The organism is Aureivirga sp. CE67, assembly GCF_015767245.1.
In the GTDB taxonomy this organism is placed as follows: domain Bacteria; phylum Bacteroidota; class Bacteroidia; order Flavobacteriales; family Flavobacteriaceae; genus Aureivirga.
The window spans coordinates 423567-449271 of the sequence record NZ_JADOTV010000001.1 but is presented as its reverse complement, the minus strand read 5'-3'; the positions used below and the strand labels follow the sequence as shown (position 1 = coordinate 449271).

Genomic DNA, 25705 nt, shown 5'->3' with positions numbered 1-25705 from the left:
GAAATCATGGGAGTTCGTAAAAAATTAAGAGCACAACAGATAAAAGAAGCAAAAAAGCATACTGCTTTTGCAAAGCTTAATGGCTGTCCTACATCACCAAGAAAAATGCGTTTGGTGGCAGATTTAATTAGAGGAGTTGAAGTAGAGAAAGCTTTACAGATTTTAAAATTTAATCCTAAAGCATCTTCAGTAAACTTAGAGAAATTATTATTATCTGCAATTGCAAACTGGCAAGCTAAAAACGAAGATTTAAGCATTGAGGATGCTGAATTATACGTTAAAGAAATATATGTTGACAGCGCAGCGATGTTAAAAAGATTAAGACCAGCACCACAAGGTCGTGCACATAGAATTAGAAAACGTTCTAATCACGTGACTATGGTGTTAGGTAATAAAAATGTTGAAAGCAATTAATCATAAGTAGAAATGGGACAAAAGACTAATCCAATAGGAAATCGTTTAGGAATCATCAGAGGATGGGAATCTAACTGGTACGGAGGAAACAACTACGGTGATAAGATTGCTGAAGACGCGAAAATTAGAAAATATCTTAGCGCAAGATTATATAAAGCAAGTGTTTCTAGAATTATTATTGAGCGTACACTTAAACTTGTAACCGTTACTATCACTACTGCTAGACCTGGTATCATTATCGGAAAAGGTGGACAAGAGGTAGACAAGATTAAAGAGGAGCTTAAGAAAATTACAAACAAAGAAGTACAAATTAATATCTTTGAAATCAAGCGTCCAGAACTTGATGCAAATTTAGTAGCTGCTTCTATTGCTCGTCAGATTGAAAATCGTATTTCATACAGAAGAGCAATCAAGATGGCTATTGCTGCTGCAATGCGTATGAACGCAGAAGGGATCAAAGTTCAAATTTCAGGTCGTTTAAACGGAGCTGAAATGGCACGTTCTGAGCACTATAAAGAAGGTAGAATCCCTCTTTCTACTTTTAGAGCTGATATTGATTATGCACTTGTTGAATCTCATACTACTTACGGAAGAATCGGAGTTAAAGTATGGATCATGAAAGGTGAGGTTTATGGTAAAAGAGAATTATCTCCATTAGTAGGATTATCTAAGAAACAAGGAGGTAAATCAGGTAGAAATCAAAAATCTCGTCGTAGAAAATAATTTTAAAATTTAGTATTTAAGATGTTACAGCCAAAAAGAGTAAAATATCGTAAAGTACAGAAGGCGAAAGGGAACATGAAAGGAAACTCTCAAAGAGGGCATCAACTTTCAAATGGAATGTTCGGTATCAAAGCTTTAGAACAAGATTTGATTACAGCTCGCCAAATCGAGGCAGCGCGTATCGCAGCTACTCGTTACATGAAGAGAGAGGGACAATTATGGATTAAAATATTCCCAGACAAGCCAATTACTAAAAAGCCTTTAGAAGTACGTATGGGTAAAGGTAAGGGAGCTCCAGAATATTTTGTTGCTGTAGTTAAACCAGGAAGAATCATGTTTGAAGTTGGTGGAGTACCAATGGAAATCGCAAAAGAGGCTTTACGTTTAGCGGCACAAAAACTTCCAGTAAAGACTAAGTTTGTTGTAGCTAGGGATTTTGATAACGCTTAATTGATTTAAGAAATGAAACAATCAGAAATAAAAGAATTATCAACAGCTGAGTTACAAGATAAACTTAGTGCGTTGAAAAAGGATTATACTGATCTGAAGATGGCTCATACAATTTCACCATTGGACGCTCCAATGCAAATCAGAGCCCTTAGAAGAACTGTGGCAAAAATTGCTACGGAATTAACTAAAAGAGAATTACAATAATTGTACTCGACAAGATGGAAAAAAGAAATCTTAGAAAAGAGAGAATAGGTGTAGTTACAAGTAACAAAATGGAGAAATCTATCGTTGTTTCAGAGGTAACAAGAGTAAAACACCCTATGTACGGTAAATTCGTGTTAAAGACAAAAAAATATGTTGCACACGATGAGACAAATGATTGTAACATTGGAGACACTGTTAAGATAATGGAGACACGTCCAATGAGTAAATCTAAACGTTGGAGATTAGTAGAAATCATTGAAAGAGCTAAATAATTATGTTACAGACTGAATCAAGATTAAGAGTAGCAGATAATACTGGAGCTAAAGAGGTTTTAGTTATCCGCGTTTTAGGAGGAACAAAAAAACGTTACGCTTCTGTTGGTGATAAAATTGTAGTTACTGTAAAGGATGCTGCACCTAACGGAAACGTAAAGAAAGGACAAGTTTCAAGAGCAGTTGTAGTTCGTACAAAGAAAGAAGTTAGACGTAAAGACGGATCATATATCAGATTTGATGACAATGCATGTGTATTATTAAATCCAACTGAGGAGATGAGAGGAACACGTGTATTTGGTCCAGTTGCTAGAGAACTTCGTGAGAAACAATTCATGAAAATTGTATCATTAGCACCTGAAGTGCTTTAATAAATTTAGAGTAAAATGGCAAAATTAAAGATCAAATCAGGAGATTTAGTAAGAGTTATTGCTGGAGATCACAAAGGTGAAGAAGGAAAAGTTTCAAGAGTTTTCCCAGCAAAAAACAGAGCTATTGTTGAAGGTGTTAACATGATATCTAAGCATACTAAACCTAGCGCTCAAAGTCCACAAGGAGGAATTGTAAAGAAAGAAGCTTCTTTACATATTTCAAACTTAATGTTAGTAGAAAACGGAGAAACTACTAAAGTTAAGTTTAAAATGGAAGGTGATAAAAAAGTTAGGGTTTCAAAAAAATCTGATAAAGCTATATAATCATGAGTTATATACCAAGACTTAAAGGAGAATATAAGAGTAGAATAATTTCTGCTCTTACAGAAGAATTCGGATACAAAAATGTAATGCAAGTACCAAAATTAGAAAAGATTGTTGTTTCTAAAGGTGTTGGTGCTGCAGTTGCCGATAAAAAATTAATAGATCACGCTGTTGAAGAATTGACTAAAATTACAGGTCAAAAAGCAGTAGCAACTATTTCTAAGAAGGATGTTGCAACTTTCAAATTACGTAAAGGGATGCCAATTGGAGCAAAAGTTACGTTAAGAGGAGAAAGAATGTATGAATTCTTAGATAGATTAATCACTATCTCATTACCACGTGTAAGAGATTTTGACGGTATTAAAGCGAACGGTTTTGACGGACGTGGAAACTACAATTTAGGTATTACTGAGCAAATCATTTTCCCAGAAATTGATATTGACAAAGTAAACAAAATTGGAGGGATGGATATTACTTTCGTAACATCTGCTCAAACGGACAAGGAAGCAAAATCATTATTAGGCGAATTAGGATTACCATTTAAAAAGAGTTAAGGAATGGCTAAAGAATCAATGAAAGCCCGTGAGGTTAAAAGACAAAAAACTGTTGATAAGTACGCTGAGAAAAGAAAAGCGTTAAAAGCTGCTGGAGACTATGAAGGTTTACAAAAGTTACCTAAAAATGCTTCACCAGTACGTTTACACAATCGTTGTAAATTAACAGGAAGACCAAAAGGGTATATGCGTCAATTCGGAATTTCTCGTGTGACTTTCCGTGAAATGGCAAATCAAGGATTAATACCAGGAGTTAAAAAAGCAAGTTGGTAAACTAATTAAATAGTAAGAAGATGTACACAGATCCAATAGCAGATTATCTAACTAGAGTTAGAAACGCGGTAAGTGCAGGACATAGAGTAGTTGAAATTCCAACTTCTAAATTGAAGCAGGAAATCACTAAGATCTTGTTTGATCAAGGTTATGTTTTAAGCTACAAGTTCATGAACGAAGGTGTTCAAGGAACTATCAAGATTGCCTTAAAATATGATAAGGAAACTAAAGAGCCTGTAATCAAACATATTGAACGTATTAGTAAACCTGGTTTACGTAAGTATGCAAGTGCTAGTGAAATGCCTAGAGTATTAAACGGACTTGGAATTGCAATCGTTTCAACATCTAAAGGAGTAATGACGAACAAAAAAGCTCGTCAAGAAAACGTAGGTGGAGAAGTATTGTGTTACGTATATTAAAATAATTTAGTAGAGATGTCAAGAATAGGAAAAAGCCCAATCGCGATACCAGAAGGTGTAACTGTTACTATCAACGGTAACGAGGTTACAGTAAAAGGAAAATTGGGAGAGTTATCTCAAGAAATAAAAGATATCACAGTAAAAGAAGAAGATGGTCAAATCGTTTTAGAGAGACCATCTGAATCTAAAGATCATAGAGCTAAGCACGGTTTATATAGAGCTTTAATTAACAACATGATGGAAGGTGTTTCTAAAGGATTCACAATTTCATTAGAGTTAGTAGGAGTTGGATATAGAGCTAGCAACCAAGGTCAAAAATTAGATTTAGCCTTAGGTTTTTCACATAACATCGTTATCGACTTAGCTCCTGAAGTAAAAGTTGAGACTATATCTGAAAAAGGTAAAAATCCAATCGTTAAGTTAACTTCTTTCGATAAGCAATTGGTAGGACAAGTAGCTGCAAAGATTCGTTCTTTCCGTAAGCCTGAGCCGTACAAAGGAAAAGGAGTTAAATTTGTAGGAGAAGTATTAAGAAGAAAAGCAGGTAAATCTGCATAATTAATAGTATTATGGCATTATCAAAGCTTGAAAGAAGACAAAGAATTAAGCGTAGAATTAGAAAGATTGTTTCTGGAACTAGCCAAAAACCTAGGTTATCTGTATTCAGAAGTAATAAAGAAATTTATGCTCAATTAATTGATGACACAACAGGAACAACTATCGTTTCTGTTTCATCAAGAGATAAAGCACTAGCTGCTGAAGGTACTAAATCAGAAATGGCTGCCAAAGTTGGTAAAGCAATTGCTGAAGGTGCAATCAAAGCAGGGATTGAAACTTGTGCATTCGATAGAAATGGATATTTGTATCATGGTAGAGTTAAAACTCTAGCTGACGCTGCGAGAGAAGCAGGATTAAAATTTTAACAAAGATTATGTTTCAAAAATATAAAAACGTAGAACGAGTTAAGCCAAGTGGTTTAGAATTACAAGATCACTTAGTAGGTGTTAACAGAGTAACTAAAGTAACAAAAGGAGGTAGAACATTTGGTTTTTCTGCTATTGTTGTTGTAGGTGATGGAAACGGTGTTGTAGGACATGGTTTAGGTAAATCTAAAGATGTTGCTTCTGCAATCGCTAAAGCTATAGAAGATGCAAAGAAAAATTTAGTAAGAATTCCTATTATCAACCATACTTTACCACATGAACAAAAAGGTAAATTTGGAGGAGCTAGAGTATACTTACAACCTGCATCTCATGGTACGGGAGTAATTGCCGGAGGAGCTGTACGTGCGGTACTTGAGTCAGTTGGTGTACATGATGTATTATCAAAGTCTCAAGGATCTTCAAATGCTCATAACGTAGTTAAAGCTACTTTTGATGCGTTATTACAATTACGTAGTGCTGAAGCAATCGCTAAACAAAGAGGAATTTCTTTATCAAAAGTTTTTAACGGTTAATAACTAAGGAAAATGGCAAAGATCAGAGTAACAAAAGTTAGAAGCGAAATCAACCGTCCTCAAGATCAAAAAAGAACTTTAGAGGCTTTAGGATTACGTAAAATGAACCAAGTAGTAGAACACGACGCTACACCTACTATCCTTGGAATGGTAAACAAAGTTAAACACTTAATTTCTGTTGAGGAAGTTAAATAAGAAATCTGAAACGTTATGATTTTAAACAACTTAAAACCTGCTGAAGGTTCTGTAATCAGAAAAGGAAAGAGAGTAGGTAGAGGTGAAGGTTCTGGAAAAGGTGGTACTGCTACAAGAGGACACAAAGGAGCTAAATCTCGTTCAGGATATTCTCGTAAAATCGGATTTGAGGGAGGACAAATGCCACTTCAAAGACGTGTACCTAAGTTTGGATTTACAAACATCAACCGTAAGGAGTATGTTGGTATTAACTTAGATAGAATTCAAGAGTTAGTTGAGCAAGGAAGAATTACTGATACTTTAGATATGGAAGTAATCGTTGCAAACAGATTAGCTCGTAAGAATGATCTAGTTAAGATATTAGGTAGAGGAGAGTTAAAAGCAAAATTAAAAATCTCAGCTCACAAGTTTACTGCAACAGCTAAAGCTGCTGTAGAAGCTGCGGGAGGAGAAGTAATTACTTTATAAGAAATACCTTAAATGAAAAAATTTATTCAAGCCATAAAAGACATTTCAAAAATAGAAGAGCTTAAAACTAAGATCGTTCTAACATTAATATTCATGGTAATTTACCGCTTTGCGGCTCAAGTTTCCTTACCCGGTATTGATGTAGCATCAGCTCAAGCAGCGCTACAAAATCAAACAGGAGAAGGAGGACTGTTGAGCATTTTAAATATGTTCACAGGAGGAGCATTCGCACAAGCATCCATAATGGCATTAGGAATTATGCCCTATATTTCTGCTTCGATTGTAGTTCAGTTAATGGGAATTGCGGTTCCTTATTTACAAAAATTACAGAAAGATGGAGAGAGTGGAAGAAAGAAAATTAACCAAATTACACGTTGGTTAACGATTCTGATTACTGCTGTTCAAGGACCTGCTTATATTACAAATTTAAGTAGCTTAATCCCAGAATCAGCAATGTATTTAAGTGGTGGAATGTTTTGGATTTCGTCAATGGTACTTTTAACTTCAGGTACTATTTTCGCAATGTGGCTTGGAGAAAAAATTACAGATAAGGGTATTGGAAACGGTATTTCACTTTTAATTATGATCGGAATTATTGCACGTTTCCCTGGAGCTTTCGTACAGGAGTTTACTTCTCGTATTGCAGGATCAACAGGAGGTGCAATAATGATCTTAATTGAAGTAGTTGTTTGGTTTGCTGTAATTTTAGCTTGTATTTTACTAGTAACTGCAGTTAGAAAGATTGGAGTGCAATATGCTCGTAAGACTATTGCTGGAGATGTGAAAGATGTTGCAGGTGCTAGAGAATATATTCCATTGAAATTAAATTCAGCAGGTGTAATGCCAATCATTTTTGCTCAAGCAATTATGTTTGTTCCAGGAGCTATTGCTAATCAAGTTAATGATGATTCTAGTATTAAATCAATAGCAACTAGTTTTAGCGATATAAATGGATTAGGATATAATTTGGTATTTGCCTTATTAATAATTATATTTAGTTATTTCTATACGGCAATTACAATTCCTACAAACAAAATGGCAGAAGATTTAAAGAGAAACAATGGATTTATTCCAGGTGTTAGACCAGGAGAAGAGACTGCAAGTATGTTAGATTCGATTTTATCGAAAATTACATTACCAGGATCTTTGATGTTAGCTTTATTAGCAATCTTACCTGCGATAGCATTTAAGTTTGGAATTACACAATCTTGGGCTATTTTTTATGGAGGAACGTCTTTAATCATTATGGTTGGAGTTGCAATTGATACTATTCAACAAATTAATTCTCACTTATTGAACCGTCATTATGATGGATTAATGAAGACAGGAAGTAAAAGAAAATCAGTAGCATAATGGCTAAACAAGCAGCAATACAGCAAGATGGAACAATCACGGAAGCATTGTCAAATGCAATGTTCCGTGTTGAATTAGAAAATGGACACATAGTTACAGCTCATATTTCGGGTAAAATGCGTATGCATTATATCAAATTATTACCAGGAGATAAGGTAAAATTAGAGATGAGCCCTTATGACCTTACAAAAGCAAGAATTACTTATAGATACTAAAGATTAAACGATGAAAGTAAGAGCATCATTAAAGAAAAGAAGTGCCGAGTGCAAGATTGTGCGTAGAAAAGGCAGATTATATGTAATCAATAAAAAGAATCCTAGATTTAAACAAAGACAAGGATAGTTATGGCAAGAATAGCAGGAATTGATATACCAAAGAATAAAAGAGGAGTTATTTCTTTAACCTATATTTTTGGAATTGGTAGCAGTAGAGCTAAAGAAATTTTAGCTGTTGCAAAAGTAGACGAAAATACAAAAGTTCAAGATTGGTCTGATGATGAGATTTCTCGTATTAGAGAGCAAATCGGAGAGTATACTTTAGAAGGAGAATTACGTTCTGAGATTCAGTTAAATATTAAGCGTTTAATGGATATTGGATGTAATAGAGGTATCCGTCACAGAAATAGTTTACCTTTAAGAGGACAAAGAACTAAAAACAATTCTAGAACTAGAAAAGGTAAGAGAAAAACAGTGGCTAACAAAAAGAAAGCAACTAAATAATAACTAGGAATTATGGCAAAATCAAATTCGAAAAAACGTAAAGTTGTTGTTGAAGCAATTGGTGAGGCACACATTACAGCTTCTTTTAATAATATCATTATTTCTTTAACGAATAAGAAAGGAGACGTAATTTCTTGGTCAACTGCTGGAAAGATGGGATTCAGAGGTTCTAAAAAGAACACTCCTTATGCTGCACAAACAGCTGCTGAAGACTGTGCTGCTGTAGCTCACGAAGCAGGTTTAAGAAAGGTTAAAGTATATGTGAAAGGACCTGGAAATGGTAGAGAATCTGCGATCAGATCTATTCACAATGCAGGAATTGAAGTAACTGAAATTATTGATGTTACTCCATTACCACACAATGGATGTAGACCTCCAAAGAGAAGAAGAGTTTAATAAAAGAATTTAATTAATTTTAAAAATAGGAACGAAATTATCGAAGGAAATGCCTTAATTCATAATTCCTATTTATAATAATAATAGAAATGGCAAGATATACAGGACCAAAGACTAAGATTGCTCGTAAGTTTGGTGAAGCGATCTTCGGAGATGATAAATCTTTTGAAAAAAGAAATTTCCCTCCAGGACAACATGGAAATGCAAAAAGAAGAGCTAAAAAATCTGAGTATGCTATTCAGTTACAAGAAAAGCAAAAAGCTAAGTATACTTATGGTATTTTAGAGCGTCAATTCCGTAGATTATTTGAAAAAGCATCTAGTAGTAAAGGAATTACTGGTGAAATCTTACTTCAATTATGTGAGTCTCGTTTAGACAACGTAGTTTTCCGTTTAGGAATTGCTCCAACACGTAGAGCTGCACGTCAATTAGTATCTCATAGACATATTACTGTAAATGGTGAGTTAGTAAACATTCCATCTTACAGACTTAAAGCTGGAGATGTTATTGCTGTTAGAGAGAAATCTAAATCTTTAGAAGCAATTGAAAATTCTTTAGCTAATAGAAGTGAATCATACGAGTGGCTTACTTGGAACTCTGATAAAGTTGAAGGTACTTTTGTAAGTGTACCTGAAAGACTTCAAATCCCAGAGAATATCAAAGAACAATTAATAGTAGAGTTATACTCTAAATAATTTTTAAAAAAGACCAGTCCAACTATGGCAATTTTAAATTTTCAAAAGCCCGATAAAGTTATCATGATAAACTCTACCGACTTTGAAGGTAGATTTGAATTCAGACCGTTAGAGCCTGGTTTCGGATTAACGGTAGGTAACGCATTAAGAAGAGTTTTACTTTCTTCTTTAGAAGGATTTGCAATAACTTCTGTACGTATAGAATCTGTAGAGCATGAATTCTCTACAATCAAAGGTGTGGTTGAAGATGTTACCGAAATCATCCTAAACCTAAAGCAAGTACGTTTTAAGAAGCAAATTGAAGATTCTGATAGAGAAACTGTAACTATTTCTGTAACAGGTCAAGATCAACTTACTGCTGGTGATTTTCAGAAATTTATTTCTGGTTTCCAAGTATTAAATCCTGACTTAGTAATCTGTAACATGGAAAAATCTGTGAAGATTGATATGGAGATTACCATTGAAAAAGGTAGAGGATTTGTTCCATCGGAAGAAAATAAGAAATCCGGAGCACCAATTGGTACTATTTTCACGGACTCTATTTTTACTCCAATTAAAAATGTAAAATACGCGATTGAAAATTATCGTGTAGAACAAAAAACAGATTACGAAAAACTGGTTTTTGATATTATTACTGATGGATCTATTACTCCAAAAGATGCTTTAACTGAAGCAGCTAAGATTTTGATTCATCATTTCATGTTATTCTCAGATGAGAGAATTACATTGGAAGCTGATGAAATTGCTCAAACTGAAACTTATGATGAAGAATCTCTTCACATGAGACAGTTATTAAAAACAAAATTAGTGGATATGGATTTATCTGTAAGAGCACTAAATTGTTTAAAAGCGGCTGAAGTTGAAACTTTAGGTGACTTAGTTTCATTCAATAAAAATGACTTAATGAAATTCCGTAATTTCGGTAAGAAATCACTTACAGAATTAGATGAACTAGTTCATAATAAGGGGTTACATTTCGGTATGGATTTAAGTAAGTATAAATTAGATAAGGATTAATTTCTGAACCCAAGTAAGAATAACGATGAGACACGGGAAAAAATTCAACCACTTAGGAAGAAAGACAGCGCATAGAAAAGCGATGTTAGCAAATATGGCTTGTTCTTTAATCGAGCACAAGCGTATCAATACAACTGTTGCTAAAGCTAAAGCTTTACGTCAGTTTGTTGAGCCTTTAGTTACAAAATCAAAAGAGGATACTACACACAACAGAAGAGTTGTATTTAGTTACTTAAGAAATAAATATGCTGTTACTGAATTATTCAAAGAAATTTCAGTAAAAGTTGGTGACCGTCCAGGAGGATACTTACGTATCATCAAATTAGGTAATCGTCAAGGAGATAACGCTCCAATGGCAATGATCGAGTTTGTTGATTATAACGAAGTTTACAACCCTAACGGTAAGAAGAAGAAGAAAACTACTCGTAGAAGTAGATCTAAAGCTTCTGCTGAAACTCAGGTTGAAGCTCCAGCAATAGAAGTTGAAGAAACTAAAGAAGAAAATTAATGTATTTGCATTAATAAAATTTAAAAGGATAAGCGTTTTTAAGCTTATCCTTTTTTTTATATTTGAACATTTGAAAATCCATTTTAAAATATGAAATACACACAACACAACAAAGCTATTTTATTATTAGAAGACGGAACTGTATTCGAAGGAAAATCAATCGGAATTGAAGGTACAGCTTTCGGTGAAATCTGTTTTAACACTGGTACTACTGGATATCAAGAAATTTTTACAGACCCTTCTTATTTTGGGCAATTAATGGTTACTACAAATGCTCATATTGGAAATTACGGAGTACAAGAAGAGGAAGATGTGGAATCTGATTCAGTTAAAATTTCAGGATTAATCTGTCGTAATTTTAGTTTTGAATATTCTAGAGAAAAAGCAACAGATTCTCTTGAAAATTATTTCAAGAAACAAAATGTAGTTGCAATTTCTGATGTTGATACTAGAGCTGTAGTAAGATATGTGAGAGATAAAGGAGCGATGAATGCTGTTATTTCTACAAATACAAACATTGAGGAATTAAAGAAGGAATTAGCAAATATCCCTAATATGGTAGGATTAGAACTTGCTTCTAAGGTTTCTACAAAAGTTCCTTATTTCTTCGGAAATGAAGATGCGAAATACAAAGTTTCTGCTTTAGATTTAGGAATTAAAACAAATATCTTAAGAAATTTAGCTTCAAGAGATTGTTATATTAAAGTATTCCCATACGATGCGTCTTTTGAAGATTTAGCTTCATTTAATCCTGATGGATACTTTTTATCAAATGGACCTGGAGATCCAGAACCATTAAAAAGTGCACAGGAAGTTGCTAGTAAAATTATCGAAAAAGACTTACCTTTATTTGGAATTTGTTTAGGGCACCAAATTATTGCATTAGCAAATGGAATTTCAACTTTCAAAATGCATAATGGTCACCGTGGAATAAATCACCCTGTTAAAAATTTACTTACTGGTAAAGGAGAAATTACTTCACAAAATCACGGATTCGTTGCTGATAGAAAGCAAGTTGAAGATAGTGAAGAAATGGAAGTAACTCATGTTCATTTAAATGATGATACTTTAGCAGGAATGCGTATGAAAAACAAGAATTGTTTCTCTGTTCAATATCACCCAGAAGCAAGTCCTGGACCAAATGATTCTACGTATTTATTTGACCAATTTATCGAAAATATAACAAAACATAAAAATTAATAGTTATGAGTATTATAATTAACATCCATGCGCGTCAAATTTTTGATTCTAGAGGGAATCCAACAGTTGAAGTAGATGTAATTACAGAAAACGGTTCTTTAGGTAGAGCTGCTGTTCCATCTGGTGCTTCAACAGGAGAATATGAAGCAGTAGAATTGAGAGATGGAGGATCTGATTATATGGGAAAAGGTGTGTTGAACGCAGTAAATAATGTAAATGAACTTATTGCTCCAGCACTATTAGGTTTTTCTGTTTTTGAACAAAATGCAATTGACCAAACAATGATTGAGTTGGATGGTACTCCAAACAAAGCAAAGTTAGGAGCAAATGCAATTTTAGGAGTTTCTTTAGCAGCAGCAAGAGCAGCAGCACAAGAATTAGGATTACCATTGTATAGATATGTAGGAGGAGTTAGTGCAAATACATTACCAGTTCCAATGATGAACATCATCAATGGAGGTTCGCACTCAGACGCTCCAATTGCTTTCCAAGAATTTATGATTATGCCAGTAAATGCTTCAAACTTTGCTGAGTCATTAAAAATGGGAAGTGAAATTTTTCATCACTTAAAGAAAATCTTACACGATAGAAACTTAAGTACAGCTGTAGGAGACGAAGGAGGATTTGCTCCAAGTTTTGAAGGTACAGAAGATGCTTTAGATACAGTAATGAAAGCTATCGAAAATGCAGGATATAAGCCAAAAGAAGATATCTTATTAGCTTTAGATGTTGCTGCATCTGAATTCTATGTGGATGGTAAATATGATTATACTAAGTTCGAAGGAGAAACTGGAGCAATCCGTACTTCTGAAGAGCAATCTGCATATTTAGCTAAATTAACAGAGAAATATCCAATTATTTCTATCGAAGATGGAATGGATGAAAATGATTGGAATGGATGGAATAAATTACATGAAACAGTTGGAGAAAGAGTTCAGATTGTTGGAGATGATTTATTCGTAACTAATGTGGAAAGATTATCAAAAGGAATTGAGCAAAAATCTGCAAATTCTATCTTAATCAAAGTAAACCAAATTGGAACATTAACGGAGACTATTGCAGCTGTAAATATGGCACACAATGCAGGAATGACTTCAGTAATGTCTCATCGTTCTGGAGAAACTGAAGATAGTACAATTGCTGATTTAGCTGTAGCTTTAAATACTGGTCAAATCAAAACTGGTTCTGCTTCAAGATCAGATAGAATGGCGAAGTACAATCAATTACTAAGAATTGAGGAAGAATTAGCTGAAACAGCGTATTTTCCTAAGAATAATGCTTTCAAAGTGAAAATGTAAAACAATATTTTACATAAAATAATTGATACTAAATCACTTAATGTTATCAATGCGTTTATAATTTTTTTAACTATATTTTAATTAATTGTTCTAAAAGCTATATAACGGATAACATTAAGTGATTTCGTTTGTTAAACTCTGAATAAATTAATGTTTTTTTTTGAATAATTGTATAGAAAAAACAATTAAATATTGTATTTTCGTGCATCGTAAAGAATAAAGTTTAAATTAAGATAAATTATGTCAGATATAGCAAAATTAGAAATAGATGGTAAGGTGTATGAATTTCCAGTTGTAAAAGGAAGTGAAAACGAGCTTGCCATTGATATTAAAGCTTTGAGAGGTACAACTGAAGGAAATGTGATTACTATCGATCCAGGTTATAAGAATACAGGATCTTGTTTTAGTGGTATTACATTTTTGGATGGTGAAAAAGGTATTTTACGTTACAGAGGATACTCTATTGAAGATTTGGCTGAAAAGTCTTCTTTCTTAGAAGTAATGTATTTATTAATCTTTGGTGAATTACCTACAACTGCTCAGTTATCTAAATTTGATAATGACATAAAGAAGCATTCTCTTGTAAACGAAGAAATGAAAAACATCTTAGATGGTTTCCCAAGAAAGGCACACCCTATGGGAATTGTTTCTTCATTAACTTCAGCTCTTACTGCTTTCAATCCAAAGTCAGTAAATGTTGAATCTGAAGAGGATATGTACAAGGCAATCGTTAAATTATTAAGTAAATTCCCTGTATTAGCTTCTTGGGCACACCGTAAAAATCAAGGACATCCTTTAAACTACGCTGACAACTCTTTAGGATTTATCGAAAATTTAATGCAATTAATGTTCAGAAAACCAACAGAGGAATACAAAATCAATCCTACTGTTGCTAAAGCATTAGATAAATTATTAATCTTACACGCTGATCACGAACAAAACTGTTCTACATCTACAGTAAGAATCGTTGGTTCTGCTCACGCAGGATTATTCGCTTCTATTTCTGCTGGAGTTTCTGCTTTATGGGGACCACTTCATGGAGGAGCTAACCAAGCGGTTATTGAAATGTTAGAGCAAATCCAAGCTGACGGAGGAGATGTTGATAAATTCGTACTGAAAGCTAAGGATAAAAACGATCCTTTCCGTTTAATGGGATTCGGACACAGAGTTTATAAAAACTTCGATCCACGTGCAAGAATCATCAAGAAAGCTGCTGACGAGGTATTACAAGAATTAGGAATCGAAGATCCTATCTTAGATATCGCTAAGAAATTAGAGGAAGTAGCATTAAATGATGAGTATTTCAAAGCTCGTAAATTATATCCAAACGTAGATTTCTACTCTGGAATTATCTACAAAGCTTTAGGAATACCAACAGAAATGTTCACAGTTATGTTTGCTATCGGACGTTTACCAGGATGGATTGCTCAATGGAGAGAAATGCGTCTTAACGGAGAGCCAATCGGTAGACCAAGACAAATCTATACTGGAGAAAATCTTAGAGAGTTTACAACAATGGGAGATAGATAATATCTTTCAGAATAAAAAGCTTAAAAGCCTCATATGTTACTATATGAGGTTTTTTTTATATCTAAAATCTCGTACTTTTGTGACTACTAGAATAACTTATAGAATTAGCAATGAAGAATATAAAAATAATTAAAAATCGTTCTGATATTGGAGCTGGAACAAGAGGTTCTGATATGGGAATTGATGCAATGGAAATTGCTGCAATTAACGAAAACAATCATTATTTCAATCAATTTGAATTTGTGGATGTAGAGACTGAAAATGAAGCGATTTATAAAGAAGTAAATACTCCAAAAGCAAAGAGAATCAAGAATATTGTTTCTGTTTGTACAAGATTAAATTATACTGTAAAATCAGTATTAGAAGGAAATGAATTTCCATTAGTTTTATCTGGAGATCACTCTTCTGCTTTAGGAACAATTAGTGGGGTGAAAAATGCTTTTCCAGAGAAAAGAATTGGTGTTGTTTGGATTGATGCACACGCAGATATTCACTCGCCATATACAACTCCTTCAGGAAATGTTCATGGAATGCCTTTAGCAGCTGCTCTTGCTGAAGATAACATGGACAGACAAATTAATGAACCAAATGCGGACACAGTTGCGCAATGGGATGCAATGAAAAGTATTGGAGGAATTGCTCCAAAGGTTGCTGCCAAAGATGTAGTTTATTTCGGAGTTCGTGATACTGAAGAGCCAGAAGATTATATCATTGAGAAATTAGGAATCAAAAATTACACTGTAGAAGAAATGCGTTATAGAGGTTTCCGTCTTTGTTTGGAGGAAGCTGTTGCAAAATTACAAGATTGTGATTTGATTTATATCTCTTTTGATGTGGATAGTATGGATTGTGATATTATTTCTAAAGGAACTGGAACACCTGTTTCTAGAGGATATGATCAGTTTGAGATTAAAGATATTATTGCAGCTTTCGTAGCAACAAATAAAGTTGCTTGTTTTGAGGTAGTAGAAGTGAATCCAACTTTAGATACTGAAAACAGAATGGCTCATGCAGCATTTGATGTTCTACATGATATCTCTGAGAAAATTAAAGAAACATTAGATTAAGATAAAAAAATGAAGCAAACAACAAACACGATTATGATGGTGCGTCCGTCTTATTTTGGATGGAATGCGGAGACTGCGAAAAATAATTTTTTTCAAAAGAACGAAGGAAATGTACTTCCTGCAACAATTTTAGCAAAAGCACAAGAGGAATTTGATTTGTTTGTTTCAAATTTAAGATCTCATGGAGTGGAAGTTATTGTTTTAGAAGACAATTCTGAAAGTCCAGATGCAATTTTTCCAAATAACTGGATTTCTTTTCACCAAAATGGAGATGTTGGAATTTATCCAATGTTTGCAGAAAACAGAAGAAAAGAAAAACGAGAAGATGTTCTAGATCTATTGGAAGAAAAAGGTTTTCATATCGAAAATGTAGTTGACTATTCTGAAGCAGAGTTTGACGATATTTTTTTAGAAGGAACAGGAAGTTTTATCTTAGATAGAGTAAACAAAATAGCGTATGCTTGTATTTCACAAAGAACAGATGAAGATTTATTTATCGATTTTTGTGAGGATTTTGGGTACTTACCTGTGATTTTTTATGCTTATCAAAACTATAATGGAGCGAAACACGAAATTTATCATACAAACGTAATGATGAGTGTTGCAGATTCTTTTGCAATAGTTTGTTTGGAATCTATTAAAGCTAAAAAAGAAAAGAAATTAGTTACTTCTCAATTGAAAGATTCAGGGAAAGAAATTATTTCGATTACAGAAAAACAAATGCATCATTTAGCAGGAAATGTAATTCAGGTAGAAGGAGAAAATGGGGAAAAATTCTTGGTGATGAGTCAACAAGCTAAAGATTCATTGACTAAAAATCAGATTAATTCTATTGAAAAACATTGTGAGATTTTAGCTTCACCACTTGATACCATAGAGTATTACGGTGGAGGAGGAGCAAGATGTATGATTGCTGAGGTATTTTTACCAAGAAAATAAAAATAAAAAAGCTACTTAATAACTAAGTAGCTTTTTTAATACAATGAAAAAAAGTAAATTTTGGTTGATTAATTTGTGTAGTTATTCAAATATTCTTCAATTTTTGAATGCCTATATTTTTTTGCGTAGTCTAAGGCAGTAAATCCTTTTTTGTTTTGAGCATTTTTATCTGCTCCATTTGCCAATAAAAACTTAACCATTTCTAGGTTTCCATATTTTACAGCATACATTAAAGGAGTTTTACTTCTACAAACTTTTTCTACGTCAGCACCATTATTAACTAAATGTTTTACAGCATCGATGTTTTCAAGTTTAATACTTATGGTTAAATACGTGTAAGTACTATTGCTATTTTTAATTTGAAAACATTTGTTGTAGTTTTCTTTTTGAATTTTTTCAATAACTTTTGTGTTATTTTCTTTAATAGCTTTTAAAGTATTTTTATTTACAGTTTGACCAAAACTTGCAATCGAAATTGCTGTAAATAAACTTAGTAATAATAGTTTTTTTGTCATTTTATATAGTTAGTTAAAATTTGATTGCTCCCCCTGATGAGGTACGCTTATCTTTGAATTCTGGGTCTCCTTTACATTTGATATACCCTCCAGAAGAAGCACTTCCTTTGAAAGAATTTGAAACATTTACATAAATATTTGCTCCAGAAGAAACATCTGCTTTACAGTTTTTAGATTCTAATTCTTTACACTGAATCACACTACCTGAAGAAGCATCTACATCAATATTTTCAGCATCTCCTCTTACTTTGATAACTGATCCGCTAGAAGTTTCACAATTTAAATTTTCTGAATGAACAGTTAAATTAATATTTCCACCTGAAGAAGAATCAAGACTAAGGTTATCTGATTTGATAGTGTTTTCAGATTTTACTCCAGCTCCAGATGAAGCTTTGATAGAAACAATTTCTGGTGCAGATAAGTAAACGTTTTTAGTTCTTACTTTTTTAACATCTTCGTCAAAATAGATTTTTAATTTTCCATTTTTAACTTCTGTTTTTAAGTGTTCGATGACATTAGAATCTGCTTCTACTTCTAATTTTACATCCGGATCTTGTGTAAGGTAAACTTGAATTCCTTGTTGCACTTTTATTTGTGAAAAACTTTGGTTTAAAGTTCTCGATTCTTTGGTTGGTTGACCATTTCCTTTAATTCTTTGACCACAAGCTGATATAGTGATAAAAAGTACTAGTATTCCGATTAATTTTTGAATTTTCATAATTTCATTTTTAGGTTAGATTATTTCTTTTTCTAAAGACTTATTGTTTTTTTGTTTGTGACAATTTTTTTAAAAAAATATTGCTCGGTGTTTCTAAACAATTTGTACCATGAGAAGAAACACCTCACAATCAACGGGTTTTATAGCCATAAACCCCAAAAAACAAACAGAATTTTTTATTCAATATCTACTTTAATCGAAATAGTATCTTTTTTAGTTTTGATATAATCATCATTACGATAGTCATCTTCAGGACAGTCCAAACATTCAAGCCCTTCTTTAGTCATGATAAAATAATGATTTACCATATTTTGATCATAAATATCTTGTAGATTATCGACCTTATAAAGAAGGTTTTTAACAGATTTATCAAAATAAACGATACTTCCTTCAGGAATAATAATGTTTAAGCTTACATATTCACTTATTGATTTATATTTATAGGGACTCAAAAAATACCCATCTAAAAACAATGTATTATTGTCAAATTTATAATTATAGTTTATTTCTTCTGAATTTGCTTGTGCTTGAGATAAATTAACTCCTTCTGACTTTTTCTTAACAATAATTAAAGATTCATTATCATTACTTTTTCCAACATTAATATAAAGATTATTTGAGTATTTTTTTTCAACACCTTCATCAATAAAAATTTGATTCTTATTTCTTCTATTAAATTTAGAATAAGGACCAATTTTTTTATTACCAATAGCTTTTATTATAATAGTATCCTTTTTTTGTAATATTAATTCATTTTCGTCTTTTGTAATACCATCTGTACTAGAATACCTAGAGAATTCAATTCCAGAATATATCACAAATAATAAAGAAATAAACCAAAGACCAACAAGACTTAAAACTGTAGGAAGATTAAATCCTTTAAAATTAGATGAAATAATTCTTAAACTTAATAATAACCAGAAAATACAAGGGATTAAAGCTAAAATGAAAATCATTGTAGAAATTATCCAAAGTGGATACGTATTTTCAAAAAAGAAAGGTGAATTATACACGAATGCTTCTTGGAATATTCCAAAATGATTTAAAGTATTTACTGAAAATAAAGCGATAACTAAGTTTGCAATCATAAAGATCGCACCAATTAAAAGAACGATTCCAATAAATTTTCTTAAACCAATCAAGATACCTTTCATGACATTACCAATCGTTCCAAAGAATCTTTGAGAGTTATTTCTTATTTTGTTTTCATATCCCGAAAAATCTTTTTTTTTAATCTTTTTTCCGAAATCTTCTACGTTTTTTGATATTTTATCTACATTTTCAGAAACTGTTTTTTGAATATTGGATATGTTAATATCCTCTCCACGCATTTGAAGCTTTTCTGATGTAGTTTTCGCTTCTGGTAATAAAATCCATAATAGTAAATACACTAAAACAGTTGATCCAAAACTAACAAAAGTTAAAACAATTAATATAATACGAATCCAGATAGGTTCTACACCAATATAATGTGCAAATCCTGCAGAAACTCCTCCGATGAATTTATCTTCACCATCACGGAAAAATTTCTTTTTATATTTCCTTTTCTTACTTCCTCTTGATTCTTCTTCTGTAGTATCAGATGAAAAATTAGTAGTATCCTCTTCCATAGAATAATCTTCAGGTTGCCCCATGATTGAGATTACTTCTTCAATATCTGTTGTTTTTACAACTTGACGACTATCTTTTACTTTTTCTGAAAGTAATTCGCAAATTCTGGCTTCAATATCGTTTAATATTTCTTCTAATCCTTCTGGATCATTTCTTAAAGAGAAACGTATCGAATCCAGATAGTTTTTGAGCATCTCATAAGCATCTTCGTCTATATGAAAGAATACTCCTCCTAAATTTATATTTACTGTTTTATTCATTTTCGTTTGTTTTTTCTTTGGTTAGGTTATCTACAGCTGTTGTTAATTCATTCCAAGTGCTTTGTAATTCAGTTAAAAAATCATTGCCTGTTTCTGTCAAAGCATAATATTTTCTTGGTGGTCCGGAAGTTGATTCTTCCCATCTATATGCAAGTAAACCTGCGTTTTTTAGTCTTGTCAAAAGTGGGTAAATTGTCCCTTCTACTACAATCATTTTGGCTTCTTTTAGTTGTGCCAAAATTTCAGATGTATATGCGTCGTTGTCTTTTAACAGAGAAAGAATACAGTACTCCAAGACTCCTTTACGCATTTGTGCTTTTGTATTTTCAATTTTCATGTGTTCATCATTTTTGTTTAAGATTATTTAAAAATTGAAAGAGAAAATGGATATTTATAATAATAACCATTGTTAGCTTTCTTACTTGCATTAATCACCAGAATAGCAACAATTAATAAAGACACACCTAACATTATAAGGGAAAGAAAATACCCTAATCCGAAGGTTATAACAAAAAATGGTACAGAGATAATACTTGCGATAATATAATATATCGAAATACTTGTCTGAAAATTTAAAACGTCTTTTCCATGTTGGTTGATGAAAAATGATTGGTCTCTTTTGAAAAGCCATAATATCAATGGTACTATGATATTTCCAAAAGGAATTATCAAACCTGAAAAGGCTGATAAATGTATTATTTGTGCAAAATTTTTATCGTTCATAATGACTTTTTCTTTTAATGTTATACAAATATATATATTTTAAATAGTATTATGCAAAACATAGTACTATAAATTAACAATTCTTTAACATTTAAAAAGAATTGTACTTTAGGTTTATTTTCTTTAAATTGTGCTTAAAACCAGTGAATTATATGAGTGAATCAGCTTTAGTAAAAAAGTATAATAAATTTTTGATGTTTAAAGTTCCCTTAGCATATTTGGCTGGAGTTCGAATAAAAACTATTGAAAATACGAAATGTGAAGTAGGAGTAAAGTTCAAATGGTTGAATCAAAATCCGTTTAATTCCATTTATTTTGCCGTACTTTCTATGGCAGCAGAATTGACTACAGGAGTTTTGGTTTTAAAAAAAACACAAGAAACCAAAAAATCAATATCAACTTTAGTAGTCTCTCATCAAGGAGATTTTTTGAAAAAAGCAAAAGGAAGAATTACTTTTATTTGTGAAGATGAAGAAAAAATTGAGGAAGCAATTAAACAAATGCAAGAAACAGGAGAGGCGGTAACAGTGAAAATAAGCTCTTGTGGTTATAATGAAGAAAATCAAATGGTAGCTTCTTATACTTTTCTTTGGAGCTTAAAAATGAGATAAAAAAAAGCGAAGTTTACAGAAAACTTCGCTTTTTCTTTTAAATATATGTTTTATATTATTTAGCCTCTTCAGCTTTTATTTTTTCTATATAAGAATCTAATTTCTTACCATAAAGAGATTGTTGCACTTCTGGTTTTAAAGATTTATAAATAGAATCTAACCAAACTGTTTGTGCATCATAAAGCTCTGTCAATGTTAAATAAGGAGCAACATCCGAATCTTTGTGTTTAAATACGAAGTTCAAAGTATACTTATACTTTCTTAGAACAAGATTATCATAATCTTTTGAAAGCTTATTTACTTTTGCAGTATCTTTTGCTTTTTCAGCCTCGAAGTTATTTTTGATATACTGAAGTCTTTTATTATTAAAAGAATCCATGATTGTATCATATTTATATAAAATATCCTGAGTTTTTGAACCAGATACTTTTGCTGAGGTAGCAAAACGATCTAATTTACTAGTAATTTTGATTGTTCCGTAATCTCCAAAAAACTGAATTTTTTCGTCTGGAGCTTCTTTTAAAGTAATAAAAAACACTTGTGGCGACTCAATATTTGATGCCAATTGGAATTCACCTTTATTTTGAAGTTTTACAGAATCAATACTTACTAAAGAATCATTTTCTATTTTTTGAAGATACACAGTTCCTTTCTTTAATCCATTGATCGCAACATCTACGACCATGTTTCCTTCTTTTTTTGCAGTACAGCTATAGATAAGTACGCTTAAAAATGCAAAAGCAAAAATTATTCTTTTCATGTTATTTATAGTAAAATTTATTTTTTCAAGTTTAAAATTATGGAGAAACAATTCTCATTAACTCTGCAGAGAATAAAGCTCCAACAGTTCCGATTACATAACCAAATACAGCTAATAGAACTCCAACAGATGCTAAAGACGGGTGGAAAGCAGATGCTACAACTGGTGCAGAAGCAGCCCCTCCAACATTTGCTTTACTTCCTACAGCTAAGAAGAAATAAGGTGCTCTGATTAGTTTTGCTACTAAGAAAAGTAAACCAACGTGGAATAACATCCATATTAATCCAATTACTAAAAGACCTTTATTTTCAAATATTGTAGTCAGATCCATTTTCATTCCAATAGTTGTAACTAGTATAAAGATAAATAAAGAACCTAATTTACTAGCTCCAGCACCTTCGTAAGTTCTTGCTTTTGTAAATGAAAGTGCTATTCCACAAATAGTAGCAATAGAAACTAACCAAAAGAAGTGACTTCCGAATGTAGAAAATGAAGATGTTTTATCATTTACTGCTGTAAAATTATCTTTTAAGAAAACAGTAATTTCATCAGCTCCAAAATGTGCAAAACCTACAGCTCCAAATGCTAATCCTAAAATAATCATGTAGTCTGTAAGTGAAGGATTTCTAGTTAAAGAACTTGAGTAGTTCATTACTTTTTTCTTTAAATGCTCAATTGCTGTATTATCTGCTTTAAGCCAATTATCAATTTTATCAGATTTATTAATACCCATTAATAAGAAAGCCATCCAGATGTTTGCAACAACAACATCAATTAAAACCATTGCTCCATATAAATTCTGAGGGTATCCATATACTTCTAACATAGCTGTTTGGTTTGCATTTCCTCCAATCCAGCTTCCTGCAATTGTAGCAAGACCACGCCAAACTTCTGCAGTATCAGCACCACCAACTAAACCAGGGTTTACCATTGAAACAAGTAAAATAGCAACAGGTCCTCCTAAAATAATTCCGACAGTTCCTGTCAAAAACATAATTAATGCCTTTGGACCCAAATTGAAAACTGCTTTTAAATCAATACTTAAAGTCATAAGTACAAGAGAAGCAGGTAAAAGATATCTACTTGCAACAAAATAAAGAATTTTAGAATGTTCTGCGGAAACAAGACCTACTGTACTTAAAAGTGCTGGTATAAAATATGCCATCAAAAGTGCTGGGAAAATTTTGTAGAATTTGTTCCAAAATCCTTCTTTTTTTGATGATGTATAAAATATAAATGCTAAGACTAACATTAATATACCAAAAACAACTGCATTATTAGTTATTAATGGAGTAACTGTTGATGTTTTTTCCATGTCTTTGTCGAAATTTAGGCGAAAATAGGAAAAAAGTTGTAAGAATCAAGCATAAACGACCGTTATATATGTTAAATAGTTGACTTATAATTGTTTTTTTAAAAAAAAAGCAATGTATATTTGCAGACACAAAACTCGAGAAGATGAAGATTAAATTACACTTATTATTATTACTATTTGCGATTCAAGTTTCCGCGCAACAAGGAGGAATGTGGGTTCCGTCTTTATTAAACGGATTTAATGAAAAAGAGATGAAGTCTTTAGGTATGAAAATGAGCATATCAGATATTTATGATATGAACAATTCAAGTCTAAAAGATGCGATTGCACATTTTGGAGGAGGGTGTACTTCGGAGGTTATTTCTAAAGAAGGACTTTTATTAACAAATCATCACTGTGGATTTGGAGAAATTCAACAACATTCTTCAATAGAGAATGATTATTTACAAGATGGTTTTTGGGCTATGACAAGAGATGAAGAATTGTCAAATCCAGATTTAGAGGTATCATTCATTAAAAGAATAGAAGATGTTACTGCTGATGTGATGAAAGGAACAGAAGGTATGGCAGATTCTAAAACAAAAAGTGAGATTATTTCTAAAAACATGGAAAGTTTAAGAAATAGTTTCTCTAAAGAAGAGTGGCAAACTATCGAAATCAAATCATTTTTTGAAGGAAATCAATATATTCTTTTTGTAAAAGAAACTTTTAAAGATGTTCGTTTAGTTGGAGCACCACCTTCATCAATCGGAAAATTCGGATCTGATACAGATAACTGGGTATGGCCAAGACATACAGGAGATTTTGCATTATTTAGAATTTATGCTGATAAAAATAACAGACCAGCAGAATATTCTACAGATAATGTTCCTTACCAACCAAAACATCATTTACCAATTTCTTTAGGAGGAGTTCAAGAAAATGATTTTACATTAATTTTTGGATTCCCAGGAAGAACAAATGAATATTTACCAGCAGTTGCTATTGATCAAACAGCAAATGTTTTAAACCCTGTAAAAATTGAAATTAGAGAACAAGCTTTAAAGATTGTAGATAATTTCATGAGAAATGATAGAAATATCAAATTAAAGTATGCTTCTAAATATGCAAGTATTGCAAATTACTGGAAAAAATGGATTGGAGAATCTCAAGGTATCGAGAAGTCTGATGCAATTAATGCAAGAAAGCAATTTGAAAAACAATTTTTACAAAGAGTAAATGAAAATCCTGAACTAGCTGATTATAAAAATCTATTACATGATTTTAATCTTTTATATGCAGATATCCAAAATGTATCTATTGCAAGAGATTATTGGATTGAAGTTGCATATTGGAATGTAGAATTATTAAATATTTCATTTAATATCTACAGATTAGAAAATGCAGCAAAGAATGGAGAAGAAGCTTTTGAAAAAGCTAGAGCAAATACTTTAAAGCAATTTGAAGGAAAATATAAGAACTACTTAGCTAAGGTAGATAGACCTGTTTTTGAAAAATTATTAGAACTTTATGTAACTAAAATTCCTAAAAAGTATTTAAATGCTGAATTAGAAGGAGTGAATTACAAAGCTTTATCTGATAAGATTTATGCACAATCTGCATTAGTTTCTCATGAGTCTGTAAAAGAATTATTATCAGGAACTTCAAAAGAAGTGATTGCAAAAATTAACCAAGATCCAGGGTATCAATTAGGTAAAATTTTATCAAAACAATACTTTGAAGTAATCAACCCAGATTATCGTGCTTTAAAGAAACAAATCTCTAATAAGCAGAAACAATACATGAAGGCGTTAATGACTGCTTTCCCTGATAAACAATTCTTTCCAGATGCAAACAGTACACTTCGTGTAGCGTATGGGCAAGTTAAAGGATATTCTCCAAGAGATCCAATTTACTATCAGCCAGTTACGCATTTAAGTGGAGTGATGGAAAAATATGTTCCTGGAGATTATGAGTTTGATGTACCTAAAAAACTTCAAAAATTATATAAGGAAAAAGATTATGGAGTTTATGGATATGATGGTAAAATGCCTGTTTGTTTCATCGGAACAAACCATACAACAGGAGGGAATTCTGGAAGTCCAGCGATTGATGCAAATGGAAATTTAATAGGATTAAACTTCGATAGGGTATGGGAAGGAACGATGAGTGATATGAATTTTGATCCAGAAATTTGTAGAAATATCATGGTAGATATCCGTTACGTAATGTTTATTATTGATAAATATGCGGGAGCTACTCATTTAGTTAAAGAAATGGACTTAGTGAATGTTCCTCAATAAATTTCTTAAAAAAATATAAGGAAGAGCCTATCTGAATTCAGATAGGCTTTTTTTGTTTAAAAATT

The 25705-nt window shown here is 32.1% G+C and carries 37 protein-coding genes; 30 read left to right on the top strand and 7 right to left on the bottom strand.

Annotation, left to right across the window (positions count from 1 at the left end; all coding sequences use genetic code 11):
* Window positions 1–6 precede the first annotated feature (6 nt).
* The 28 genes from rplV (at window position 7) to ctlX (ending at window position 16845) form a co-directional block, all read left to right on the top strand.
* A complete protein-coding gene (gene rplV, locus I0K12_RS02050) occupies window positions 7–414 on the top strand; it encodes a 50S ribosomal protein L22 (RefSeq protein ID WP_196885236.1) in 408 nt (135 codons plus the stop codon).
* A 12-nt stretch (window positions 415–426) separates the two neighbouring features.
* Complete coding sequence (gene rpsC, locus I0K12_RS02045) at window positions 427–1137, top strand: 30S ribosomal protein S3 (protein ID WP_196885235.1); 711 nt, start codon at window positions 427–429, stop codon at window positions 1135–1137.
* A 21-nt stretch (window positions 1138–1158) separates the two neighbouring features.
* Window positions 1159–1587: a 50S ribosomal protein L16 gene (rplP, locus tag I0K12_RS02040; protein WP_196885234.1), complete on the top strand. Its 429-nt coding sequence runs from the start codon at window positions 1159–1161 to the stop codon at window positions 1585–1587.
* Window positions 1588–1599: 12 nt separating this feature from the next.
* Entirely contained in the window at window positions 1600–1791 is a 192-nt protein-coding gene (gene rpmC / locus I0K12_RS02035; protein WP_196885233.1) for a 50S ribosomal protein L29, read from the top strand.
* A 14-nt stretch (window positions 1792–1805) separates the two neighbouring features.
* Window positions 1806–2063 carry a 30S ribosomal protein S17 gene (gene rpsQ, locus I0K12_RS02030; RefSeq protein ID WP_196885232.1) on the top strand — a complete coding sequence of 86 codons (258 nt, stop codon included), beginning with the start codon at window positions 1806–1808 and terminating at the stop codon, window positions 2061–2063.
* 2 nt (window positions 2064–2065) lie between these two features.
* Complete coding sequence (gene rplN / locus I0K12_RS02025; protein ID WP_196885231.1) at window positions 2066–2434, top strand: 50S ribosomal protein L14; 369 nt, start codon at window positions 2066–2068, stop codon at window positions 2432–2434.
* A 15-nt stretch (window positions 2435–2449) separates the two neighbouring features.
* Window positions 2450–2758, top strand: coding sequence for a 50S ribosomal protein L24 (gene rplX, locus I0K12_RS02020; protein ID WP_196885230.1), 309 nt, complete (start codon window positions 2450–2452; stop codon window positions 2756–2758).
* Window positions 2759–2760: 2 nt separating this feature from the next.
* Complete coding sequence (gene rplE, locus I0K12_RS02015) at window positions 2761–3312, top strand: 50S ribosomal protein L5 (protein WP_196885229.1); 552 nt, start codon at window positions 2761–2763, stop codon at window positions 3310–3312.
* 3 nt (window positions 3313–3315) lie between these two features.
* Window positions 3316–3585, top strand: coding sequence for a 30S ribosomal protein S14 (gene rpsN / locus I0K12_RS02010; protein ID WP_196885228.1), 270 nt, complete (start codon window positions 3316–3318; stop codon window positions 3583–3585).
* A 20-nt stretch (window positions 3586–3605) separates the two neighbouring features.
* A complete protein-coding gene (gene rpsH, locus I0K12_RS02005; RefSeq protein WP_196885227.1) occupies window positions 3606–4004 on the top strand; it encodes a 30S ribosomal protein S8 in 399 nt (132 codons plus the stop codon).
* A gap of 15 nt (window positions 4005–4019) precedes the next feature.
* Window positions 4020–4562 (top strand): 50S ribosomal protein L6, encoded by a 543-nt coding sequence (gene rplF / locus I0K12_RS02000; RefSeq protein WP_196885226.1) that lies wholly within the window; start codon window positions 4020–4022, stop codon window positions 4560–4562.
* Window positions 4563–4573: 11 nt separating this feature from the next.
* Window positions 4574–4927 (top strand): 50S ribosomal protein L18, encoded by a 354-nt coding sequence (gene rplR / locus I0K12_RS01995; protein WP_196885225.1) that lies wholly within the window; start codon window positions 4574–4576, stop codon window positions 4925–4927.
* A gap of 8 nt (window positions 4928–4935) precedes the next feature.
* Window positions 4936–5460 (top strand): 30S ribosomal protein S5, encoded by a 525-nt coding sequence (gene rpsE / locus I0K12_RS01990; protein WP_196885224.1) that lies wholly within the window; start codon window positions 4936–4938, stop codon window positions 5458–5460.
* 12 nt (window positions 5461–5472) lie between these two features.
* Window positions 5473–5655, top strand: coding sequence for a 50S ribosomal protein L30 (gene rpmD / locus I0K12_RS01985; protein WP_196885223.1), 183 nt, complete (start codon window positions 5473–5475; stop codon window positions 5653–5655).
* A 15-nt stretch (window positions 5656–5670) separates the two neighbouring features.
* A complete protein-coding gene (rplO, locus tag I0K12_RS01980; protein ID WP_196885222.1) occupies window positions 5671–6123 on the top strand; it encodes a 50S ribosomal protein L15 in 453 nt (150 codons plus the stop codon).
* Window positions 6124–6135: 12 nt separating this feature from the next.
* On the top strand, window positions 6136–7476 hold the full coding sequence (gene secY, locus I0K12_RS01975; protein WP_196885221.1) for a preprotein translocase subunit SecY: 1341 nt from the start codon (window positions 6136–6138) through the stop codon (window positions 7474–7476).
* On the top strand, window positions 7476–7691 hold the full coding sequence (infA, locus tag I0K12_RS01970; RefSeq protein WP_152285504.1) for a translation initiation factor IF-1: 216 nt from the start codon (window positions 7476–7478) through the stop codon (window positions 7689–7691). Before secY ends, infA begins: the two co-directional genes overlap by 1 nt.
* A gap of 10 nt (window positions 7692–7701) precedes the next feature.
* Complete coding sequence (ykgO, locus tag I0K12_RS01965; protein WP_073316873.1) at window positions 7702–7818, top strand: type B 50S ribosomal protein L36; 117 nt, start codon at window positions 7702–7704, stop codon at window positions 7816–7818.
* Window positions 7819–7820: 2 nt separating this feature from the next.
* Window positions 7821–8195, top strand: a complete 375-nt coding sequence (gene rpsM, locus I0K12_RS01960) for a 30S ribosomal protein S13 (protein ID WP_196885220.1) — start codon at window positions 7821–7823, stop codon at window positions 8193–8195.
* A 12-nt stretch (window positions 8196–8207) separates the two neighbouring features.
* The gene (rpsK, locus tag I0K12_RS01955) at window positions 8208–8591 is read left to right on the top strand and encodes a 30S ribosomal protein S11 (RefSeq protein ID WP_196885219.1); all 384 of its coding nucleotides are present in this window, start codon (window positions 8208–8210) and stop codon (window positions 8589–8591) included.
* An 89-nt stretch (window positions 8592–8680) separates the two neighbouring features.
* The gene (rpsD, locus tag I0K12_RS01950) at window positions 8681–9286 is read left to right on the top strand and encodes a 30S ribosomal protein S4 (RefSeq protein WP_196885218.1); all 606 of its coding nucleotides are present in this window, start codon (window positions 8681–8683) and stop codon (window positions 9284–9286) included.
* A 24-nt stretch (window positions 9287–9310) separates the two neighbouring features.
* Window positions 9311–10303 (top strand): DNA-directed RNA polymerase subunit alpha, encoded by a 993-nt coding sequence (locus I0K12_RS01945; protein WP_196885217.1) that lies wholly within the window; start codon window positions 9311–9313, stop codon window positions 10301–10303.
* 25 nt (window positions 10304–10328) lie between these two features.
* Window positions 10329–10811, top strand: coding sequence for a 50S ribosomal protein L17 (gene rplQ, locus I0K12_RS01940; protein WP_196885216.1), 483 nt, complete (start codon window positions 10329–10331; stop codon window positions 10809–10811).
* Between the two features lie 90 nt (window positions 10812–10901).
* A complete protein-coding gene (gene carA / locus I0K12_RS01935) occupies window positions 10902–12011 on the top strand; it encodes a glutamine-hydrolyzing carbamoyl-phosphate synthase small subunit (RefSeq protein WP_196885215.1) in 1110 nt (369 codons plus the stop codon).
* Window positions 12012–12016: 5 nt separating this feature from the next.
* The gene (gene eno, locus I0K12_RS01930; protein WP_196885214.1) at window positions 12017–13309 is read left to right on the top strand and encodes a phosphopyruvate hydratase; all 1293 of its coding nucleotides are present in this window, start codon (window positions 12017–12019) and stop codon (window positions 13307–13309) included.
* A gap of 240 nt (window positions 13310–13549) precedes the next feature.
* Window positions 13550–14839, top strand: coding sequence for a citrate synthase (locus I0K12_RS01925; protein WP_196885213.1), 1290 nt, complete (start codon window positions 13550–13552; stop codon window positions 14837–14839).
* 110 nt (window positions 14840–14949) lie between these two features.
* A complete protein-coding gene (locus tag I0K12_RS01920) occupies window positions 14950–15906 on the top strand; it encodes an arginase (RefSeq protein ID WP_196885212.1) in 957 nt (318 codons plus the stop codon).
* A 9-nt stretch (window positions 15907–15915) separates the two neighbouring features.
* Window positions 15916–16845 carry a citrulline utilization hydrolase CtlX gene (gene ctlX / locus I0K12_RS01915; protein WP_196885211.1) on the top strand — a complete coding sequence of 310 codons (930 nt, stop codon included), beginning with the start codon at window positions 15916–15918 and terminating at the stop codon, window positions 16843–16845.
* 68 nt (window positions 16846–16913) lie between these two features.
* Here ctlX and I0K12_RS01910 read toward each other — a convergent pair whose 3' ends face one another.
* From I0K12_RS01910 to I0K12_RS01890, 5 genes are all read right to left on the bottom strand, one after another.
* Window positions 16914–17360, bottom strand: a complete 447-nt coding sequence (locus I0K12_RS01910; RefSeq protein ID WP_196885210.1) for an ankyrin repeat domain-containing protein — start codon at window positions 17358–17360, stop codon at window positions 16914–16916.
* Between the two features lie 13 nt (window positions 17361–17373).
* Window positions 17374–18078, bottom strand: a complete 705-nt coding sequence (locus I0K12_RS01905; protein ID WP_196885209.1) for a head GIN domain-containing protein — start codon at window positions 18076–18078, stop codon at window positions 17374–17376.
* A 176-nt stretch (window positions 18079–18254) separates the two neighbouring features.
* A complete protein-coding gene (locus I0K12_RS01900; protein ID WP_196885208.1) occupies window positions 18255–19949 on the bottom strand; it encodes a PspC domain-containing protein in 1695 nt (564 codons plus the stop codon).
* A complete protein-coding gene (locus I0K12_RS01895; RefSeq protein ID WP_196885207.1) occupies window positions 19942–20286 on the bottom strand; it encodes a PadR family transcriptional regulator in 345 nt (114 codons plus the stop codon). The genes I0K12_RS01900 and I0K12_RS01895 overlap by 8 nt, the downstream gene beginning before the upstream one ends.
* 23 nt (window positions 20287–20309) lie before the next feature.
* Entirely contained in the window at window positions 20310–20672 is a 363-nt protein-coding gene (locus I0K12_RS01890) for a DUF4870 domain-containing protein (protein ID WP_196885206.1), read from the bottom strand.
* Window positions 20673–20824: 152 nt separating this feature from the next.
* Between I0K12_RS01890 and I0K12_RS01885 the strand changes: the two genes are divergently transcribed.
* A complete protein-coding gene (locus I0K12_RS01885; protein WP_196885205.1) occupies window positions 20825–21283 on the top strand; it encodes a DUF4442 domain-containing protein in 459 nt (152 codons plus the stop codon).
* A gap of 55 nt (window positions 21284–21338) precedes the next feature.
* Here the strand turns inward: I0K12_RS01885 and I0K12_RS01880 are convergent, their stop codons facing one another.
* The gene (locus I0K12_RS01880) at window positions 21339–22043 is read right to left on the bottom strand and encodes a DUF4369 domain-containing protein (RefSeq protein ID WP_196885204.1); all 705 of its coding nucleotides are present in this window, start codon (window positions 22041–22043) and stop codon (window positions 21339–21341) included.
* A 37-nt stretch (window positions 22044–22080) separates the two neighbouring features.
* Window positions 22081–23358 (bottom strand): DUF819 domain-containing protein, encoded by a 1278-nt coding sequence (locus tag I0K12_RS01875; RefSeq protein WP_196885203.1) that lies wholly within the window; start codon window positions 23356–23358, stop codon window positions 22081–22083.
* A gap of 143 nt (window positions 23359–23501) precedes the next feature.
* Here I0K12_RS01875 and I0K12_RS01870 point away from each other — a divergent pair, with 143 nt between their 5' ends.
* Complete coding sequence (locus tag I0K12_RS01870) at window positions 23502–25640, top strand: S46 family peptidase (protein WP_196885202.1); 2139 nt, start codon at window positions 23502–23504, stop codon at window positions 25638–25640.
* The last annotated feature ends 65 nt before the right edge of the window (window positions 25641–25705 follow it).

Excerpts from the sequence above, each read along its gene's own strand:
- rplV (WP_196885236.1), top strand. The coding sequence starts at position 7 with ATGGGAGTTCGTAAAAAATTAAGAGCACAACAGATAAAAGAAGCAAAA.
- rpsC (WP_196885235.1), top strand. The coding sequence starts at position 427 with ATGGGACAAAAGACTAATCCAATAGGAAATCGTTTAGGAATCATCAGA.
- rplP (WP_196885234.1), top strand. The coding sequence starts at position 1,159 with ATGTTACAGCCAAAAAGAGTAAAATATCGTAAAGTACAGAAGGCGAAA.
- rpmC (WP_196885233.1), top strand. The coding sequence starts at position 1,600 with ATGAAACAATCAGAAATAAAAGAATTATCAACAGCTGAGTTACAAGAT.
- rpsQ (WP_196885232.1), top strand. The coding sequence starts at position 1,806 with ATGGAAAAAAGAAATCTTAGAAAAGAGAGAATAGGTGTAGTTACAAGT.
- rplN (WP_196885231.1), top strand. The coding sequence starts at position 2,066 with ATGTTACAGACTGAATCAAGATTAAGAGTAGCAGATAATACTGGAGCT.
- rplX (WP_196885230.1), top strand. The coding sequence starts at position 2,450 with ATGGCAAAATTAAAGATCAAATCAGGAGATTTAGTAAGAGTTATTGCT.
- rplE (WP_196885229.1), top strand. The coding sequence starts at position 2,761 with ATGAGTTATATACCAAGACTTAAAGGAGAATATAAGAGTAGAATAATT.
- rpsN (WP_196885228.1), top strand. The coding sequence starts at position 3,316 with ATGGCTAAAGAATCAATGAAAGCCCGTGAGGTTAAAAGACAAAAAACT.
- rpsH (WP_196885227.1), top strand. The coding sequence starts at position 3,606 with ATGTACACAGATCCAATAGCAGATTATCTAACTAGAGTTAGAAACGCG.
- rplF (WP_196885226.1), top strand. The coding sequence starts at position 4,020 with ATGTCAAGAATAGGAAAAAGCCCAATCGCGATACCAGAAGGTGTAACT.
- rplR (WP_196885225.1), top strand. The coding sequence starts at position 4,574 with ATGGCATTATCAAAGCTTGAAAGAAGACAAAGAATTAAGCGTAGAATT.
- rpsE (WP_196885224.1), top strand. The coding sequence starts at position 4,936 with ATGTTTCAAAAATATAAAAACGTAGAACGAGTTAAGCCAAGTGGTTTA.
- rpmD (WP_196885223.1), top strand. The coding sequence starts at position 5,473 with ATGGCAAAGATCAGAGTAACAAAAGTTAGAAGCGAAATCAACCGTCCT.
- rplO (WP_196885222.1), top strand. The coding sequence starts at position 5,671 with ATGATTTTAAACAACTTAAAACCTGCTGAAGGTTCTGTAATCAGAAAA.
- secY (WP_196885221.1), top strand. The coding sequence starts at position 6,136 with ATGAAAAAATTTATTCAAGCCATAAAAGACATTTCAAAAATAGAAGAG.
- infA (WP_152285504.1), top strand. The coding sequence starts at position 7,476 with ATGGCTAAACAAGCAGCAATACAGCAAGATGGAACAATCACGGAAGCA.
- ykgO (WP_073316873.1), top strand. The coding sequence starts at position 7,702 with ATGAAAGTAAGAGCATCATTAAAGAAAAGAAGTGCCGAGTGCAAGATT.
- rpsM (WP_196885220.1), top strand. The coding sequence starts at position 7,821 with ATGGCAAGAATAGCAGGAATTGATATACCAAAGAATAAAAGAGGAGTT.
- rpsK (WP_196885219.1), top strand. The coding sequence starts at position 8,208 with ATGGCAAAATCAAATTCGAAAAAACGTAAAGTTGTTGTTGAAGCAATT.
- rpsD (WP_196885218.1), top strand. The coding sequence starts at position 8,681 with ATGGCAAGATATACAGGACCAAAGACTAAGATTGCTCGTAAGTTTGGT.
- I0K12_RS01945 (WP_196885217.1), top strand. The coding sequence starts at position 9,311 with ATGGCAATTTTAAATTTTCAAAAGCCCGATAAAGTTATCATGATAAAC.
- rplQ (WP_196885216.1), top strand. The coding sequence starts at position 10,329 with ATGAGACACGGGAAAAAATTCAACCACTTAGGAAGAAAGACAGCGCAT.
- carA (WP_196885215.1), top strand. The coding sequence starts at position 10,902 with ATGAAATACACACAACACAACAAAGCTATTTTATTATTAGAAGACGGA.
- eno (WP_196885214.1), top strand. The coding sequence starts at position 12,017 with ATGAGTATTATAATTAACATCCATGCGCGTCAAATTTTTGATTCTAGA.
- I0K12_RS01925 (WP_196885213.1), top strand. The coding sequence starts at position 13,550 with ATGTCAGATATAGCAAAATTAGAAATAGATGGTAAGGTGTATGAATTT.
- I0K12_RS01920 (WP_196885212.1), top strand. The coding sequence starts at position 14,950 with ATGAAGAATATAAAAATAATTAAAAATCGTTCTGATATTGGAGCTGGA.
- ctlX (WP_196885211.1), top strand. The coding sequence starts at position 15,916 with ATGAAGCAAACAACAAACACGATTATGATGGTGCGTCCGTCTTATTTT.
- I0K12_RS01910 (WP_196885210.1), bottom strand. The coding sequence starts at position 17,360 with ATGACAAAAAAACTATTATTACTAAGTTTATTTACAGCAATTTCGATT.
- I0K12_RS01905 (WP_196885209.1), bottom strand. The coding sequence starts at position 18,078 with ATGAAAATTCAAAAATTAATCGGAATACTAGTACTTTTTATCACTATA.
- I0K12_RS01900 (WP_196885208.1), bottom strand. The coding sequence starts at position 19,949 with ATGAATAAAACAGTAAATATAAATTTAGGAGGAGTATTCTTTCATATA.
- I0K12_RS01895 (WP_196885207.1), bottom strand. The coding sequence starts at position 20,286 with ATGAAAATTGAAAATACAAAAGCACAAATGCGTAAAGGAGTCTTGGAG.
- I0K12_RS01890 (WP_196885206.1), bottom strand. The coding sequence starts at position 20,672 with ATGAACGATAAAAATTTTGCACAAATAATACATTTATCAGCCTTTTCA.
- I0K12_RS01885 (WP_196885205.1), top strand. The coding sequence starts at position 20,825 with ATGAGTGAATCAGCTTTAGTAAAAAAGTATAATAAATTTTTGATGTTT.
- I0K12_RS01880 (WP_196885204.1), bottom strand. The coding sequence starts at position 22,043 with ATGAAAAGAATAATTTTTGCTTTTGCATTTTTAAGCGTACTTATCTAT.
- I0K12_RS01875 (WP_196885203.1), bottom strand. The coding sequence starts at position 23,358 with ATGGAAAAAACATCAACAGTTACTCCATTAATAACTAATAATGCAGTT.
- I0K12_RS01870 (WP_196885202.1), top strand. The coding sequence starts at position 23,502 with ATGAAGATTAAATTACACTTATTATTATTACTATTTGCGATTCAAGTT.